Source organism: Streptomyces sp. NPDC031100 (genome assembly GCF_055570785.1).
In genome coordinates this window covers 103,731-118,903 of the sequence record NZ_JBVIGN010000008.1, presented here as the reverse complement: position 1 = coordinate 118,903, position 15,173 = coordinate 103,731, and the positions used below count along the sequence as shown (strand labels likewise).

Genomic DNA, 15,173 nt, shown 5'->3' with positions numbered 1-15,173 from the left:
GAACTTGTAGCCCAGACCCCGCACCGTCACCAGGTAGCGCGGCGCCCCCGGGTCCGGCTCGATCTTGGCGCGCAGGCGCTTGACGTGGACGTCGAGCGACCCCTCCCCCACGCACCCCTCGCACCGCTGCGCGAGCTTCGGAGTGCTGCGCCGGACTCCGTCCGGCCGGAGGGAGCCGTCACCGACGCCGGCTCCGATCAGGGCTCGAACTTGTAGCCCAGACCCCGCACCGTCACCAGGTAGCGCGGCGCCCCCGGGTCCGGCTCGATCTTGGCGCGCAGGCGCTTGACGTGGACGTCGAGGGTCTTGGTGTCGCCCACGTAGTCGGCGCCCCAGACGCGGTCGATGAGCTGCATGCGGGTCAGGACGCGGCCGGCGTTGCGCAGGAGCATCTCCAGGAGGTCGAACTCCTTCAGCGGAAGGTCGACCTTCGAGCCGGACACCGTCACCACGTGACGGTCGACGTCCATGCGGACCGGGCCCGCCTCCAGGGCGGCCGGGGTGACCTCCTCCGGCTCGCCGCGGCGGCGCAGGACGGCCCGGATACGGGCCACCAGCTCGCGCGAGGAGAACGGCTTGGTGACGTAGTCGTCGGCTCCTATTTCGAGGCCGACGACCTTGTCGATCTCGCTGTCCTTGGCCGTCACCATGATCACGGGGACGTTGGAGCGGCCACGCAGCTGGCGGCACACCTCCGTGCCGGGCAGACCCGGCAGCATCAGGTCGAGGAGGACGAGGTCGGCGCCGTTGCGCTCGAACTCGTCGAGTCCGTCGGGGCCCGTGGCCGCGACGGCGACCTCGAAACCCTCCTTGCGGAGCATGTACGACAGGGCGTCGGAGAAGGACTCCTCGTCCTCGACGACGAGCACTCGGGTCACGGAAGGACCTCCGGGGCGGGAAGCGTTTCGTACGCGGTCGGGTCGGGGGATACGCCGGAATCGGGGGATCCGGAAGATGAGTCTGCGGCGTGACCGGCCTCGTCGTCGAGATCCGGGTGCTGTTGTGCGCGGTCACGGGCCACGCCCGCCTCCGGCAGCCGCAGGGTGAAGGTGGAGCCCTGGCCTTCGGCGCTCCAGACCGTGACCTCCCCGCCGTGCGAGGCGACCACGTGCTTGACGATCGCGAGACCCAGACCGGTGCCTCCGGTGGCCCGGGAGCGGGCCGGGTCGACGCGGTAGAAGCGCTCGAAGATGCGCTCCTTGTCCTTGTCGGAGATGCCGATGCCCTGGTCCGTGACGGCGAGCTCGATCATGTCGCCGCCGGAGACACTGATCCGGCGGGCGGCTATGCCGACGCGGGTGCGGGCCGGGGAGTAGTTCACGGCGTTCTCGACCAGGTTGCCGAGGGCTGCGGCGAGCTGGCCGCGGTTGCCCCAGACGTGCAGGTCGGCGGTGCCGCCGGCGGCCATGGTGATCTGCTTGGTGCCGGCCTGGTGGCGGCAGCGGTCGATGGCCTCGGCGACCAGCTCGTCCACCCGGACGGGCTCGGCGTCCTCCAGCGGGTCGTCGTTCTGCACCCGCGAGAGGTCGATCAGTTCCTGGACCAGGTTGGTCAGCCGGGTCGCCTCGATCTGCATCCGGCCCGCGAAGCGCTGTACGGCCTCGGGGTCGTCGGAGGCGTCCATGACGGCCTCGGAGAGCAGGGAGAGGGCGCCGACGGGCGTCTTCAGCTCGTGGCTCACATTGGCCACGAAGTCGCGTCGCACGGCTTCGATCCGGCGGGCCTCGGTCAGGTCCTCGACCAGCAGCAGGACCAGGCGGGAGCCGAGCGGGGCCACGCGCGCGGAGACGGCGAGGGCCTCGCCGCGTCCGGTGCCGCGCCGGGGCAGATCCAGCTCGACCTGGCGTATCTCGCCGTCCCGTCTGGTGTCCCGGGCCATCTGGAGCATGGGCTCGATGGCGAGCTTGCCGCCGCGCACCAGCCCGAGGGCGTAGGCGGCGGAACTGGCTTTGACGACGGCGTCGGCCTCGTCGAGGACGACGGCCGAGGAGCGGAGGACCGACAGAACGGTGTCCACTCCGGGCGGGAGTACGGGATCGGTATGCAAAGAAGTCCTGGTCGGTCGCTTCTGGTCGCGTTCGCTCCAGCGGAACGCCAGCATGGCGATGACGCCGGTGAGCACCCCGGCGATCGCTGCCGCTGCGGCGACCGCCGCGTTCACGTCCATGCCTCCAGGTTAGGCATGGGGTACGACATACCCACAGCCGTCCAGGTGTCACCTCGAACACTCGTCGCCCAGAGTTCACCTTGGAGCCAGTAGTGGTTCATTTGGGGTGGCAGAAACGGACGCGTACGAGGCAGACCGTGGGAGCGTGGGGTTCGCACCGCTGGTTTCGCCACGGGCGCGTGGTGTCACAGCCCCCGAAACCCCCAAGCACACGTACGAGAGGGAACCCTGATGAGGGACGCGTACCACGAGGAACTTGACTCGATCGGCGACAGCCTGGTGGAGATGGCCCGGCTGGTCGGGTCGGCGATCGGGCGCGCCACGACGGCCATCCTCGACGCCGACCTGAAGCTCGCCGAGAGCGTGATCGAGGCCGACCAGAAGGTCGACGAGCTCCAGCACGACCTGGAGGCGCGGGCGATAGCCCTGCTCGCGCGCCAGCAGCCGGTGGCGACGGACCTCCGTATCGTCGTCACGTCCCTGCGCATGTCCGCCGACCTGGAGCGCTCCGGCGACCTCGCCCAGCACGTGGCGAAGCTGGCCCGGCTGCGCTTCCCGGCGCGCGGCGTCCCGCAGGATCTGCACGCCACGATCCTGGAGATGGGCCAGCTCGCGCAGCGCCTGATGGCGAAGGCCGCCGAGGTGATCATCACGAAGGACGTCGACCTGGCCCTCCAGCTGGAGCAGGACGACGACGAGATGGACCTCCTGCACCGCACCCTCTTCCAGCACCTGATCGACGATCGCTGGAAGCACGGCATCGAGACGGCCGTCGACGTGACGCTCCTCGGCCGCTACTACGAGCGGTACGCCGACCACGCGGTGGCCGTCGCCAAGCGTGTCGTGTACCTGGTCACGGGTGAGCACGCGGACGAGCTGCAGCCCGACATCCAGCCCGTCACCGGGGTCGAGGGAGCCTGACGCCACCCGGCTCCAGCCCGACGCCCGCCTCGGCTCGGGGGCTCGAAGGCCTCCGGGCGGGGCGCGCGGGCGCCTCTGTGCGCCGTTGATGCGCCCAGGGAAACGGGCATGCAATGGGCGAGGGCACCAGGCCCCAGTGTCGAGGAGGGACCCATGGCCGAATCCCCCAGCACCACGCCCGACCCCACCCAGGACCGCGAGACCGAGCAGCCCGCCGAGATGAGGAGCCTGCCCCTCGTGGCCGCGTGCGGCTGCGGTTCCGGCTGCGGCTGCGGCTGCCAGTCGGGCGCTCCGTGCCAGTGCGGCTGACGACGTACGACCTGCGAGGGGCTCCGGGGTATCCGGGGCCCCTCGCTCTGTGCGGCGCTACGAGGTGCCGTACCCCGCAGGCCGGGCGCAGCATGGAGCCACGGACCCCGTAAGGAGGCAGGGCCATGGCCAAGTTCATGGACGTCCACCACGGTATGAAGGGCATCACGGCGGAGCAGCTGCGGGAGGCGGTTCAGGCCAACGTCGCCATAGAGAAGGACGAGAGCGTGCACTTCGAGCAGGCCTGGGCCGATCCCGAGTCCGGCGAGGTCTACTGCCTCTCCGAGGCACCCTCGGCCGCGGCCGTCCGGCGCATCCACGAGCGCTCCGGCCACCCCACGGACGAGGTGCACCCCGTACCGCTGCAGATCTCCTAGACCGGCTGATGCCAAGAAGCCCCCGCCCTGCCGAGAAACCGCAGGTCGGGGGCTTATTGGTGTGGGGCTTACTTCTTCTTGCCCTGGTTCTTGACGGCCTCGATCGCCGCCGCGGCCGCCTCCGGGTCGAGGTACCTGCCGCCCGGGGTGAGCGGCTTGAAGTCGGCGTCGAGTTCGTAGGACAGCGGGATGCCCGTCGGGATGTTCAGGCCCGCGATGTCGGCGTCGGAGATGCCGTCCAGGTGCTTGACCAGGGCGCGGAGGCTGTTGCCGTGGGCCGCGATCAGGACCGTGCGGCCGGCCAGCAGGTCGGGGACGATGCCGTCGTACCAGTACGGGAGCATGCGGACGACGACGTCCTTGAGGCACTCCGTGCGGGGGCGCAGCTCCGGGGGGATGGTCGCGTAGCGCGGGTCGTTCGCCTGGGAGAATTCCGAGTCGTCCGACAGCGGCGGGGGCGGCGTGTCGTACGAGCGGCGCCAGAGCATGAACTGCTCCTCGCCGAACTCGGCCAGCGTCGCCGCCTTGTCCTTGCCCTGCAGGGCGCCGTAGTGGCGCTCGTTCAGGCGCCAGCTGCGGTGGACGGGGATCCAGTGGCGGTCCGCGGCCTCCAGGGCCAGCTGCGCCGTGCGGATCGCGCGCTTCTGGAGGGACGTGTGGACCACGTCGGGGAGGAGGTCGGCGTCCTTCAGGAGCTCGCCACCGCGGACTGCCTCCTTCTCGCCCTTCTCGTTCAGGTTGACGTCCACCCAGCCGGTGAACAGGTTCTTCGCGTTCCACTCGCTCTCGCCGTGGCGGAGGAGGATCAGCTTGTACGGTGCGTCGGCCATGCCTCAGAGCGTAATCCACGCATTCGGCCCCCTGGGCGTGCGCCCAGCAGCCGGACAGTTGACGGCATCTGTTAATTGAGTGGCCCCCGTCAACCCTGCCCTTGTAAGTTGCGTTTGCTTGTCAAGCCACTTACAGCACCACGGGGGTCCTGCCATGTCCGTCGCCAGTCTGAGACGAGCCGCCCAGGAGTCCGTCTCCGGGCTCCCCCGCGCGTTCTGGTGGCTGTGGACCAGCACCCTCGTCAACCGGCTCGGCAGCTTCGTCGCCACCTTCATGGCGCTCTACCTCACCCTCGACCGGGGCTATTCGGCCTCGTACGCCGGTCTCGTCGCCTCGCTGTACGGGCTGGGCGGAGTCGTCTCCTCGGTGGGCGGCGGGGTGATGGCCGACCGGATCGGCAGGCGGCCGACCCTCCTCATCGCCCAGTCGGCCACGGCCGCCTCCGTCGCACTGCTCGGGTTCATGCGCGACCCGGCCGCCATCGCCGCCGTCGCCTTCCTCGTCGGCATGGCCTCCAACGCCTCCCGGCCCGCCGTGCAGGCGATGATGGCCGACATCGTGCGGCCGGACGATCGTATGCGGGCGTTCTCGCTCAACTACTGGGCCATCAACCTCGGCTACGCCGTCTCCTCCGCGGCCGCCGGATTCATCGCCGAGTTCAGCTATCTCGCCGGGTTCCTCCTCGAGGCCGGGATGACCTTGGCGTGTGCGGTCGTCGTCTTCCTGAAGGTGCCCGAGTCACGGCCCGCGGCCACGGCCAGGCAGGCGGAGGACGAGGTCAGCCTCGGGACCGTGCTGCGCGACGGGCGCTACATGGCCGTCGTCGGGCTGTCCTTCCTCGTCGCCCTCGTCTTCCAGCAGGGCGCGGTCGGGCTGCCGGTGGCCATGGGCAGGGCCGGGTTCACGCCCGCCGACTACGGCCTGGCCATCGCCGTCAACGGCGTCCTGATCGTCGCCCTGCAGATACCGGTCACGCGTTTCATCGAGCACCGGGATCCGCGCACGCTGCTGGTCGCCTCCTCACTGCTCGCCGGCTACGGCTTCGGGCTCACCGCCTTCGCCGGGTCGGTCGGCGTCTTCGCGCTCACGGTGTGCGTGTGGACCCTCGCCGAGATCGTCAACGCCCCGACCCAGACCGGGCTCGTCGTCCGGCTCTCGCCCGTGCACGGACGCGGGCGCTACCAGGGCGTGTACACGCTGTCGTGGTCCGTCGCCGCCCTGGTCGCCCCGCTGATGTCCGGCGCGGTCATCGACCGGTTCGGGGCCGAGTGGCTGTGGGGGATGTGCGCGGCCGTCGGAACCGCGGCCGGAGTCGGCTACGGCATCCTCATGCGCCGCCTGCCGGCCGAGCGGCCGGCGGCCGAGCAGCGGGGCGCCACGCGCGCCGCCCCGTCGACGCCGACCATTTGATTTCAGTATTCGCGCAATGAAATTGCCTGCATATTCCCATTCTTTCTACTATCTGTTCGCAGGCGCTCGAAAAACGCTCCGCGCGCTCCCCGTTCCCCCGAACGCCGCACAACCCCGGCTCCGGCCATCGTCGTTAGGTGATTCGTGACCCAATTGGACGATGAATCCCTCAAGTCATGCTGGGACCTGCTCGATGATTTTCTGAAGAAGATCAATAGCATGGAAAATGAATATAGGCGGGCGCTGGCGGATCTGTACGGAGCGTGATGGACAGGACTTACGACGACGTCGGCCTCTACGGCGGCCACGTCTGGAGCGAGCCGGAGCCGGACATCGCACCGGCCGAATGGGACCCGGTCGAAGAGCTGGCCCAGATGCTGTCCGCGACGGCCGCCGAGAACCCCGCTCCCGCCCCGCCGGACACACGGCCCCGCCGCAGGAGCAACCGTCGACGGCTCCGTCAGGAATCCCATCTCCTCGACGGCGGCCGACGCGTCACCCACGTCACCTTCCTGATCGCGGCAGTCTCGCTGTGCGCGATGTGCATGCTGGGTTGGTCCCTCTGCTATTCGTATCACCAATTGTGTGGGGTTGCCGCGGCGATGCTGCCCAGGACTTTGGCGCGCTACTGGCCGCTGACGGTGTACGGGCCGTGGCTGGTCGCAGCCCTTTCCGTCGTGCGCGCCACCGTCCAGCGCCGGAGCGCGCGGCGGTCCTGGTGTGTCGTGGTGGCCGCCTCCGCGATGGCCGTGGCGCTGTGCGTCAGCCACTCCTCACATGCGCTGCTCTCGTTAGTGATCTTCGGGATTCCGCCGGTGACCGCCCTGGTGTGCTTCTGGGAACTCGTCGGCCAGATCTCGAGCAAGAACCGGCCCCGGCACGCCACGACCGCCAACCGGCCGCATTCCAAGTCGTGGAAGGGCGCGCGAGCCTAGACCTCGCGGAGCACGGAGCCCCCTGCCCTCGGCCCTCCGAGGACAGGGGGCTTCATGGCGTGACGCAGGTCACATTCAGGGCTGTCACATCGCGCCGGGCTCTCCCGTCAAGCAGGTGTAGCCAACAGCAACCACACAGGAGCACACGATGGACGCTCGCCTGAACCTCTTCGCCAACCCGGTCGCCGGCAAGTTCATGCGGTACATCAACTCGGCGGGCAAGGCGGTCACCGACTCGACGCTGCCGGCCGCCACGCAGGAGCTGGTGAAGATCCGCGCCAGCCAGATCAACGGCTGCGGCTTCTGCACCGACATGCACACCAAGGACGCCGCCCACGCCGGGGAGACCGCGCAGCGCCTCCACCTGGTCGCGGCCTGGCGCGAGGCCAAGGTCTTCACCGACGCCGAGCGCGCCGCCCTGGAGCTGACGGAGCAGGGCACCCGCATCGCCGACGCGGCGGGCGGTGTCTCGGACGAGGCCTGGGCGAATGCCGCCAAGCACTACGACGAGGACCAGCTCGCCGCCCTGGTGTCGCTGATCGCCCTCATCAACGCGTACAACCGCCTGAACGTCATCGTCCAGCAGCCCGCCGGCGACTACGAGCCCGGGATGTTCGGCTGATCAACGACCGCCCGCGCAGGGGGCGACGACCGGCGGCGTCACACGCGGATGCGTCCGTGCCTCACGGATGCATCCGCGCCCCCTTCAGCACCTTGTCCACCCCGTTCCGCGGCCCGTACACCGCCAGGCCCACCAGGTCCAGCTCCGCCGTCGCCACGGCTCCCACCGCCGCCCTGTTGTCGCGGTCGTTGCCCGTGGTGAACAGGTCGGCGGTGAACACGGCACGCGGCAGGGCGCGGGACAGGGCACGGGCGTGGGCCGCCTTCAGGGTCTCCTTCGTGCCCTCGAAGACCAGCACCGGCTGGCGGAACATCGGCAGGTAGCCCACCCCGTCCGCGTCCTCGTACGGCTCGCCGATCACCTCGGGGATCCGGCTGCCCAGGCCGCTGACCAGGAACGCGGTGACGTTCAGGCGCTGCCAGGTCTCCAGGTCCTCGCGGAGCAGGATGGCGATCTTGGTGTCGAAACGAGTCGGCTCGGTGTTCATGAGGTGAGACTGCCGACCGTCGTACGACGTCGTCTTGTACGTTTTTAACGTGGCCGCCGCAGCTCAGCCCGACGTCTCTGCCTGGCGCCCGCGCATCCCGGGTGTCGTGGAGGTCTTCCACGCCCACTTCACCGAGTACGCCTATCCGATGCACGTCCACGACGCCTGGACGCTGCTCATCGTGGACGAAGGGGCCGTACGGTACGACCTCGACCGGCATGAACACGGGACCCCGTACGACACGGTCTCGCTGCTGCCGCCGCACGTGCCGCACAACGGCTCCGCAGCCACCCCGCACGGCTTCCGCAAACGCGTGCTCTACCTCGACGGCAGCGTCCTCGGGGACGACCTGATCGGCCCGGCCGTCGACGGGCCCGACCTCAGGGATCCGGTGCTGCGGCTGCGGGTCGGGCAGGTGCACGGAGCGCTCGGGCGGCCCGGCGACGAACTGGAGGCGGAGAGCCGGCTGGCCCTCGTCGGGGAGCGGCTGCGGGACCACCTGCGGCGCCGGGAGAGCGGCGCCGGCCGCCCCGACCCGGTTCTCGCGCGTTCGCTGCGCGAGCTTCTCGACACGCACGTCACCGACAAGCTCACGCTCGCCGACGCCGCTGGGGTGCTGCACGCCCATCCCGCCCACCTCGTACGGGCGTTCAGCAGCGCCTACGGCATCGCACCGCACCAGTACCTGACGTCCCGCCGGGTCGGGCAGGCCCGTCGGCTGCTGCTGGACGGGCTGGCGCCGGGCGAGGTGGCCGTGGCGACCGGGTTCTGCGACCAGGCCCATCTCACCCGGCACTTCAAGAAGCTGGTGGGTGTCACCCCGGGGCGCTACCGGCTCAGCTCGCGCTGAGCCTCGTACAGATTGCGCGGGCGTACGGCGCGCGCGACCAGACGTTGCGTCCGTATGGATATGAACGATGTTCAGGAATGCGTTGGCGGTGAGCATGCCGTCACAGCCCCTCGGCGGGGAAGAGGCCGGATCGGCGGAAGTCCTCCGTCCGGTGATCATCACCGGTTAACGTCCCGCCATGGATGACATACAGAAAGCACAGGAACCACAGACTCCTCGCGATCCATCCATCAAGACCCGCTCCCTGCCGGTCAGGCGTCTTACGACCGCCGTCGTCGGTGCCGTGGCCCTGGTCGCCCTCAGCGTCGGCGTCGCTCTGGCGGCGACCTCGGGCGACGACCCGAGTCCCGGGCCGAGCGCCACGAGCACCCTCCCGCCGGGCACGGACTCCGGGGGCACGTCCGGCGGCGGCACCGTCGGCGGCTCAGGCGGCACCACCGGCGGCGGCGATCCGAGCCCGACCTCCACCTCTCCCGACGACCCGCCGATCCCCGGTCCCGACCCCTCGGGCGAGCCCTCTCCACCGGCCGACCTGAACGAGCTCAACCGGCGCATCACGGAACTCGACAAGAAGGTCGACCAGCTGCCGACCAAGAAGGAACTGGCCGACGCCCTGCGGGCCTTCGCCGACGAACTCGACCACAGCGGCCGCAGCGGAAAGCCCCAGCCGGACCCGTCCTGAGCGTCCCCTCGTCCCGGGGTCAGTCGGCCGGGCGCCGCGTCAGATGGGCGAACGCGTCCAGGTTCCGCGTCGACTCGCCCCGGGACACCCGCCACGCGTACTCCCTGCGGATCGCGGAGGCGAAGCCCAGCTCCAGAAGGGTGTTGAAGGCGCCGTCAGCCGCCTCCAGGACCTGGCCGAGGAGGCGGTCGATCTCCTCGGGGGTGACGGCGGCCAGCGGCAGGCGGGCGGTGACGTAGACGTCGCCGAGCCGGTCGACGGCGTAACTGACGCCGTACAGCTTGAGGTTGCGCTCCAGCAGCCAGCGGTGGACGCCCGCCTCGTTCTCGTCGGGGTGGCGGACGACGAAGGCGTTGACGGAGAGGGTGTGGCGGCCCACGAGCAGGGAGACCGTGGTGGAGAGCTTGCGGGTGCCGGGGAGCCTGACGACGAAGTTGCCGGGCTCCGGGCTCTCCCACTCCAGTTCGGCGTCCTTCAGGACACCCTCGATGACCTGCGCAGCCTTCTCCACATCACCCATGCTGGGAGCGTACGCGACGGCGGTGGGACTGGGTCGCCGCTGTGTACACGTCGGCGGTGGCGGCCGCCGAGGTGTCCCAGCCGAAGGACTGCGCGTGCCGGGCGGCCGCCGCGCCCATGCGCGCCGGCAGGGACGGCTCGTCGACGAACCGGCGCAGCACACGCGCGTAGTCGGCCGGGTCGTGGCCCTGGACGAGGAAACCGGTGGCTCCGTCGCGCACGGCCACCGGGAGGCCGCCGACCGCGGCCGCGAGCACCGGCGTGCCGGCCGCCTGCGCCTCGATCGCGACCAGGCCGAAGGACTCGCTGTAGGACGGCATGACGAGGACGGAGGCGGCCCGGAACCAGTCCGCCAGCTGCTCCTGGCCGACCGGCGGGTGGAACCGTACGACGTCGGCGATGCCGAGCCGGGCGGCGAGCTTCTGCAGGCCCTCGGGCCGCGCGAGACCGCTGCCGCTCGGGCCGCCGACGACGGGGACGACGGTCCGGGAGCGCAGCTCGGGGTGCTCGTCCAGCAGCGCGGCCACCGCCCGGAGCAGGACGTCGGGAGCCTTCAGGGGCTGTATGCGGCCGGCGAAGAGCGGGACGAGGGCGTCCTGGGGCAGGCCGAGGCGGGCGCGGGCGGCGGCGCGGCCGTCGGCGGGGCGGAAGCGGTCGAGGTTGACCCCGGGGTGCACGACGGCGACCTTCGCCGGGTCGGCGGCGTAGTGCCGCACCAGCTCGTCGGACTCCTCGGCGGTGTTGGCGATCAGCCGGTCGGCGGCGGCGACGATCTGGGTCTCGCCGATGACCCGGGCGGCGGGCTCGGGGGTGTCGCCGTCGGCCAGGTTGGCGTTCTTGACCTTGGCCATGGTGTGCATGGCGTGCACCAGCGGGACGCCCCAGCGCTGGGCGGCGAGCCAGCCGACGTGGCCGGAGAGCCAGTAGTGGGAGTGGACGAGGTCGTAGTAACCGGGGCGGTGGCCGGCCCAGGCCTGCATCACGCCGTGCGTGAAGGCGCACAGCTGGGCGGGCAGGTCCTCCTTGGCGAGGCCCTCGTAGGGGCCCGCGTCGACGTGCCGGACGAGGACGCCGGGGGCGAGCTGCACGGTGGGCGCGAGGCCGCCGGCGGTCGCCCGGGTGAAGATCTCGACCTCGATGTTGATCGCGGCCAGGCGCTGGGCCAGCTCCACGATGTAGACGTTCATGCCGCCGGCGTCGCCGGTGCCGGGCTGGTGGAGCGGTGAGGTGTGCACGGAGAGCATGGCGACGCGGCGGGGCCTGCGGTGCAGCCTGAGCCGCGAGGGGGCCGCCGGAGAGCGACGCCCGAGCCTGCTGACGTACTGGCTCACGTGGCGTTCCTCCTTGCTGCGGGCATGCCTGCCGGAGGGCCGACCGCGCCCTCCGAAGGGGTGCAACAGTCGGCGGGTGCCCGCCATTTCCCGATCAAGCAGCTTTACTCAATCATGACCTTTGATCGCTCAACCGTTCGAGGTTCCGCTGCGTGGTACGCCGGACACCGCGTCCGCGGCCTCCGCATACCCTCATAGGTATGACAGCCCGCGCGACGACCCTCCCCCACTCTCGGCTTCGCTCGAGCGGGGGGACCCCCATCGTGGGAACGGTGACGCGCGGGACGACCAACCCCAACCGGCTGCGCCGCATGGACCGCTGGATCGCGGCCGTGCACGGCGCCGAGCTGCGCCGCGCCCCGGATCCGGTGGCGGTCGACCTCGGGTACGGGGCAGCGCCCTGGACCGCCGTCGAGCTGCTCGGCCGGCTGCGGGCCGCCGCGCCCCGCGCGCGCGTGGTCGGCGTCGAGATCGAGCCCGAGCGGGTCGCGGCGGCGAAGCCGTACGAGCGGGAGGGCCTGGCCTTCCGGCACGGCGGCTTCGAGATCCCCGTCCCCGGGCGCCCGGCGCTCGTCCGGGCCGCGAACGTGCTGCGCCAGTACGACGAGGACCAGGTCGCCGCCGTGTGGGAGCGGCTGTGCGCGCGGCTCGCCCCGGCGGGCGGCGGCTCGCGGGGCGGGCTGCTGGTCGAGGGGACGTGCGACGAGATCGGGCGGCGGCACGTGTGGGTGGCGCTCGGCCCGGAGGGGCCGCGGACGGTGACCTTCGCGACCCGGCTGGGCTCGCTGGAGCGCCCCTCGGACCTCGCCGAGCGGCTGCCGAAGGCGCTGATCCACCGCAATGTCCCAGGCGAGCCGGTGCACGCCTTCCTGCGCGACTTCGACCGCGCCTGGGCGGCCGCCGCGCCCTACGCCTCCTACGGCGCCCGCCAGCGCTGGATCCGCACGGTCCGGGACCTGACGGCCGACTGGCCGGTGACGGACTCGCCCGCACGCTGGCGGCAGGGGGAAGTGACCGTGGCGTGGGGGGCGTTGGCGCCGCGCACCCGCTGAGCGACCCGGCCCGTCCGCCCTGGAACGGTCTGCGCGTTTCGTTCGTCACATCGGCGGGAGATCGCCATAGGCGGCGGTGTCCGGGGGAAATGCGCGAAGAGGACGGGGGCCGGGGACGGGCGGGGTCGAAAATCCGACTTCCCATGACCTCTGTCGCTTTGCGCGCAGACGTGGCACGATCCCTGGGCGACCGTAAGTTACTGACGGTAAATCAGCTTTGGGGGCGTGTATGGGTACGGGCAAGCGCGGTCTGCTCGCGGCCGCCGTGACCGTGGTCTGCGCGGTGACCGTGCTGGCGGTGCCCGGCACGGCGTTCGCCGCCCCGACGCCCACGCCGAGTGCGAGCGCGACGCCGGGTGCGTCGCCGACTCCCCCGGCCGGCAAGGACCTTCAGCAGGTCCGGGACAAGCTGGCGCGGCTGTACCACGCCGCGGAAGTGGCCACCGACGCCTACAACGCGGCCGAGGAGCGGACGAAGGAGCAGTCCGCCCGGATCGTCGAGCTGGCGAAGAAGATCGTCGAGGGCCGGCAGCGGCTGGAGAAGCTCAAGGGCCAGGCGGGCGCGGCGGCAGCGGCCCAGTACCGCACGGGCGGACTGCCGCCCACGGCCGAGTTCCTGCTCAGCGACGACCCGCAGCAGTTCATCGACGGGGCCGGCACGGTGCTCAACGGCCAGCGGGCGACCACCAAGCTGATCGCCGAAATGACCCGCACCCAGCAGGACTTGCAGAGCTACGCCGAGGACGCCTCCGCGCAGTGGCAGAAGCTCGAGGCGGGCCGCAAGGCCAAGGCGGCCGCCAAGAAGAAGATCGAGCAGCAGATCGCCGAGGCCGAGAAGCTCGAGTCCCGGCTGGAGAAGAAGGAGAAGGAGCGGCTCGCCCAGCTGGAGCAGGATGCCGCCTACCAGGCGCAGACCAAGTGGCTGGACACCGGCATCCTCCACGAGATCAACGGCAAGGCCTCCACGCAGGGCAAGAAGGCCGTCGAGTTCGCCACCGCCCAGCTGGGCAAGCCGTACGTGTGGGGCGCCGAGGGCCCCAAGTCCTACGACTGCTCGGGCCTGACCTCCCAGGCCTGGGCGAACGCCGGCCACCCCATCCCGCGCACCTCGCAGGAGCAGTGGAAGCAGCTCAAGCACGTGGACGTCAAGGACATGCGGCCCGGCGACCTCATCATCTACTTCGACGACGCCAGCCATGTCGCGATGTACGTCGGCGACGGCGCGATCATCCACGCCCCGCGTCCGGGGCGGACGGTGACGGTCGCGGGTGCGGGCTCGATGCCGATCCTGGGGGTCGTACGACCGGACGCGTGAGCCACGTCATGTGACGGCCCGCACGTCCCGGGAGTCCGCCCGCCGTGTGACCCACCGCACGCCCAACCGCCGCCCAAACCCGGGCGGTACGTGAGCTTCGTCATCCCGGTTTCCGGGGCAGCCTGTCCAACTGCGGTACGGAACGCGGCATATGACAGCGGCCTGCGCAGGAGCGACGCGGCTCACACCATTCCATCCGGCCGGGCGGTACCGCTATGGTCACCCACCGGTGGGTCGAGGTCCCTCGCCCCGCCTGCCCTCGGGGGGAGGGAAGGAACTCAAGACGATGCCCGTACCCGTACCGCGGCAGAGAGCGATCCCGGCCGTGGAGAGTGGTCAGGCGCAGGCCGCCCCTCTTGGCGGCCCCCTCAAGGAAGAGGCTCACCGGGGCGCCACGGCAAGCACTGCAGGCGGCACCACTCTCACCCTGCTGCTGATCGAGGACGATCCGGCCGGTTCGCCGATCGTGCCCGACCTGCTGGACTCCTCCGGCAAGCCGGTCCGCGTCCGCACCGCCCGCAACCTCACCGAGGCCGAGCGGCTGCTCACCGACGACGTGCACTGCATCCTGCTGGACCTCGCGCTCCCGGCGCCGGGCGGCACCGCGGAGGACGACGAGCTGGCCGTGCTCCGGCATGTGCTGCAGCTCGCGCCCCGGCACGCCGTGCTCGCGCTGACCGCCTCCGGCGACGCCGAGCGCGGCGCCGAGGCCGTGCGCGTGGGCGCCCAGGACTACCTGTTCCGGGACGAACTGGATGGCCGTCTGCTCAGCCGCGCCATCCGCTACGCGGTGGAGCGGAAACGCTCCGACACCGCCGAGCGGCGCCTCGCGGAGGGCAGGCTGCGCGCCCAGGAGAACCGCCGGCTGGAGCGCGGGCTGCTGCCCACGCCCCTGCTGGAGGGCTCCTCGCTGCGCTTCGCCGCCCGCTACCGCCCCGGCCGCTCCCGGGCCCTGCTCGGCGGCGACTTCTACGACGCCGTGCGCACCCCCGACGGCACCGTGCACGCCATGATCGGCGACGTCTGCGGCCACGGCCCCGACGAGGCCGCGCTCGGCGTGGAGCTGCGCATCGCCTGGCGGGCGCTGACGCTGGCCGGGCTGTGCGGGGACGAGCTGCTGGGCACGCTCCAGGAGGTGCTGGAGCACGAGCGCGCCGACGAGGAGATCTTCGCGACGCTGTGCACGGTGGACATCGCGCCGGACGGCCGCCGCGCGGGCCTGTGCCTGGCCGGCCACCCGTCCCCGCTGGTGGGGGGGGGGGGGGGGGGGGGGGGGGGGGGGGGGGGGGGGGGGGGAAAAAAAAAAAAAAAAAAAAAAAAAAAAAAAAAAAAAAAAAAAAAAAAAAAAAAAAGAAAAAAAAAAAA

16 protein-coding genes and 2 pseudogenes are annotated in these 15,173 nt (G+C 71.0%); 11 read left to right on the top strand and 7 right to left on the bottom strand.

What is annotated here, in order from left to right:
- From ACZ5DS_RS23100 to phoR, 3 genes and pseudogenes are all read right to left on the bottom strand, one after another.
- A pseudogene (locus tag ACZ5DS_RS23100) lies at positions 1-99 on the bottom strand (winged helix-turn-helix domain-containing protein); the annotation flags it as partial.
- Positions 100-197: 98 nt separating this feature from the next.
- Positions 198-869: a two-component system response regulator PhoP gene (phoP, locus tag ACZ5DS_RS23095; RefSeq protein ID WP_018568744.1), complete on the bottom strand. Its 672-nt coding sequence runs from the start codon at positions 867-869 to the stop codon at positions 198-200.
- A 5-nt stretch (positions 870-874) separates the two neighbouring features.
- Complete coding sequence (gene phoR / locus ACZ5DS_RS23090) at positions 875-2,167, bottom strand: two-component system sensor histidine kinase PhoR (RefSeq protein WP_468241578.1); 1,293 nt, start codon at positions 2,165-2,167, stop codon at positions 875-877.
- Positions 2,168-2,398: 231 nt separating this feature from the next.
- Here phoR and phoU point away from each other — a divergent pair, with 231 nt between their 5' ends.
- The 3 genes from phoU to ACZ5DS_RS23075 all read left to right on the top strand — a co-directional run bounded on the left by phoU (position 2,399) and on the right by ACZ5DS_RS23075 (position 3,774).
- The gene (gene phoU, locus ACZ5DS_RS23085; protein ID WP_468241575.1) at positions 2,399-3,088 is read left to right on the top strand and encodes a phosphate signaling complex protein PhoU; all 690 of its coding nucleotides are present in this window, start codon (positions 2,399-2,401) and stop codon (positions 3,086-3,088) included.
- 153 nt (positions 3,089-3,241) lie between these two features.
- Entirely contained in the window at positions 3,242-3,397 is a 156-nt protein-coding gene (locus ACZ5DS_RS23080) for a hypothetical protein (RefSeq protein WP_468241573.1), read from the top strand.
- 125 nt (positions 3,398-3,522) lie between these two features.
- Positions 3,523-3,774: an SCO4226 family nickel-binding protein gene (locus ACZ5DS_RS23075; RefSeq protein ID WP_468241571.1), complete on the top strand. Its 252-nt coding sequence runs from the start codon at positions 3,523-3,525 to the stop codon at positions 3,772-3,774.
- 68 nt (positions 3,775-3,842) lie between these two features.
- On the opposite strand, the gene ACZ5DS_RS23070 is transcribed toward ACZ5DS_RS23075, so the two are convergent.
- Complete coding sequence (locus ACZ5DS_RS23070) at positions 3,843-4,604, bottom strand: phosphoglyceromutase (RefSeq protein ID WP_468241568.1); 762 nt, start codon at positions 4,602-4,604, stop codon at positions 3,843-3,845.
- Positions 4,605-4,758: 154 nt separating this feature from the next.
- Between ACZ5DS_RS23070 and ACZ5DS_RS23065 the strand changes: the two genes are divergently transcribed.
- The 3 genes from ACZ5DS_RS23065 to ACZ5DS_RS23055 all read left to right on the top strand — a co-directional run bounded on the left by ACZ5DS_RS23065 (position 4,759) and on the right by ACZ5DS_RS23055 (position 7,572).
- Entirely contained in the window at positions 4,759-6,015 is a 1,257-nt protein-coding gene (locus ACZ5DS_RS23065) for an MDR family MFS transporter (protein ID WP_468241565.1), read from the top strand.
- Positions 6,016-6,281: 266 nt separating this feature from the next.
- Positions 6,282-6,950, top strand: coding sequence for a DUF2637 domain-containing protein (locus tag ACZ5DS_RS23060; protein WP_468241563.1), 669 nt, complete (start codon positions 6,282-6,284; stop codon positions 6,948-6,950).
- 148 nt (positions 6,951-7,098) lie between these two features.
- A complete protein-coding gene (locus ACZ5DS_RS23055) occupies positions 7,099-7,572 on the top strand; it encodes a carboxymuconolactone decarboxylase family protein (RefSeq protein WP_468241561.1) in 474 nt (157 codons plus the stop codon).
- A 61-nt stretch (positions 7,573-7,633) separates the two neighbouring features.
- On the opposite strand, the gene ACZ5DS_RS23050 is transcribed toward ACZ5DS_RS23055, so the two are convergent.
- Entirely contained in the window at positions 7,634-8,059 is a 426-nt protein-coding gene (locus tag ACZ5DS_RS23050; RefSeq protein ID WP_468241559.1) for a DUF2000 family protein, read from the bottom strand.
- A 49-nt stretch (positions 8,060-8,108) separates the two neighbouring features.
- Between ACZ5DS_RS23050 and ACZ5DS_RS23045 the strand changes: the two genes are divergently transcribed.
- Together ACZ5DS_RS23045 and ACZ5DS_RS23040 are read left to right on the top strand one after the other, a co-directional pair.
- Entirely contained in the window at positions 8,109-8,909 is an 801-nt protein-coding gene (locus ACZ5DS_RS23045; protein ID WP_468241556.1) for a helix-turn-helix transcriptional regulator, read from the top strand.
- Between the two features lie 178 nt (positions 8,910-9,087).
- The gene (locus ACZ5DS_RS23040; RefSeq protein WP_468241553.1) at positions 9,088-9,591 is read left to right on the top strand and encodes a hypothetical protein; all 504 of its coding nucleotides are present in this window, start codon (positions 9,088-9,090) and stop codon (positions 9,589-9,591) included.
- A 19-nt stretch (positions 9,592-9,610) separates the two neighbouring features.
- Here ACZ5DS_RS23040 and ACZ5DS_RS23035 read toward each other — a convergent pair whose 3' ends face one another.
- Together ACZ5DS_RS23035 and mshA are read right to left on the bottom strand one after the other, a co-directional pair.
- Positions 9,611-10,111 carry a type III secretion system chaperone family protein gene (locus tag ACZ5DS_RS23035; RefSeq protein WP_468241551.1) on the bottom strand — a complete coding sequence of 167 codons (501 nt, stop codon included), beginning with the start codon at positions 10,109-10,111 and terminating at the stop codon, positions 9,611-9,613.
- The gene (gene mshA / locus ACZ5DS_RS23030; RefSeq protein WP_468241548.1) at positions 10,104-11,441 is read right to left on the bottom strand and encodes a D-inositol-3-phosphate glycosyltransferase; all 1,338 of its coding nucleotides are present in this window, start codon (positions 11,439-11,441) and stop codon (positions 10,104-10,106) included. Before mshA ends, ACZ5DS_RS23035 begins: the two co-directional genes overlap by 8 nt.
- Positions 11,442-11,704: 263 nt before the next feature.
- Here mshA and ACZ5DS_RS23025 point away from each other — a divergent pair, with 263 nt between their 5' ends.
- The 3 genes and pseudogenes from ACZ5DS_RS23025 to ACZ5DS_RS23015 form a co-directional block, all read left to right on the top strand.
- Complete coding sequence (locus tag ACZ5DS_RS23025) at positions 11,705-12,493, top strand: class I SAM-dependent methyltransferase (protein WP_468241546.1); 789 nt, start codon at positions 11,705-11,707, stop codon at positions 12,491-12,493.
- Positions 12,494-12,722: 229 nt separating this feature from the next.
- Positions 12,723-13,808, top strand: coding sequence for a C40 family peptidase (locus ACZ5DS_RS23020; RefSeq protein ID WP_468241543.1), 1,086 nt, complete (start codon positions 12,723-12,725; stop codon positions 13,806-13,808).
- Positions 13,809-14,094: 286 nt separating this feature from the next.
- Positions 14,095-15,057: pseudogene (locus tag ACZ5DS_RS23015) on the top strand (PP2C family protein-serine/threonine phosphatase); the annotation flags it as partial.
- Positions 15,058-15,173 lie beyond the last annotated feature (116 nt).

Bases quoted from the DNA above. Each gene is read 5' to 3' on its own strand.
- phoR (WP_468241578.1), bottom strand. From the start codon at position 2,167: ATGGACGTGAACGCGGCGGTCGCCGCAGCGGCAGCGATCGCCGGGGTG.
- phoU (WP_468241575.1), top strand. From the start codon at position 2,399: ATGAGGGACGCGTACCACGAGGAACTTGACTCGATCGGCGACAGCCTG.
- ACZ5DS_RS23080 (WP_468241573.1), top strand. From the start codon at position 3,242: ATGGCCGAATCCCCCAGCACCACGCCCGACCCCACCCAGGACCGCGAG.
- ACZ5DS_RS23075 (WP_468241571.1), top strand. From the start codon at position 3,523: ATGGCCAAGTTCATGGACGTCCACCACGGTATGAAGGGCATCACGGCG.
- ACZ5DS_RS23070 (WP_468241568.1), bottom strand. From the start codon at position 4,604: ATGGCCGACGCACCGTACAAGCTGATCCTCCTCCGCCACGGCGAGAGC.
- ACZ5DS_RS23065 (WP_468241565.1), top strand. From the start codon at position 4,759: ATGTCCGTCGCCAGTCTGAGACGAGCCGCCCAGGAGTCCGTCTCCGGG.
- ACZ5DS_RS23060 (WP_468241563.1), top strand. From the start codon at position 6,282: ATGGACAGGACTTACGACGACGTCGGCCTCTACGGCGGCCACGTCTGG.
- ACZ5DS_RS23055 (WP_468241561.1), top strand. From the start codon at position 7,099: ATGGACGCTCGCCTGAACCTCTTCGCCAACCCGGTCGCCGGCAAGTTC.
- ACZ5DS_RS23050 (WP_468241559.1), bottom strand. From the start codon at position 8,059: ATGAACACCGAGCCGACTCGTTTCGACACCAAGATCGCCATCCTGCTC.
- ACZ5DS_RS23040 (WP_468241553.1), top strand. From the start codon at position 9,088: ATGGATGACATACAGAAAGCACAGGAACCACAGACTCCTCGCGATCCA.
- ACZ5DS_RS23035 (WP_468241551.1), bottom strand. From the start codon at position 10,111: ATGGGTGATGTGGAGAAGGCTGCGCAGGTCATCGAGGGTGTCCTGAAG.
- ACZ5DS_RS23020 (WP_468241543.1), top strand. From the start codon at position 12,723: ATGGGTACGGGCAAGCGCGGTCTGCTCGCGGCCGCCGTGACCGTGGTC.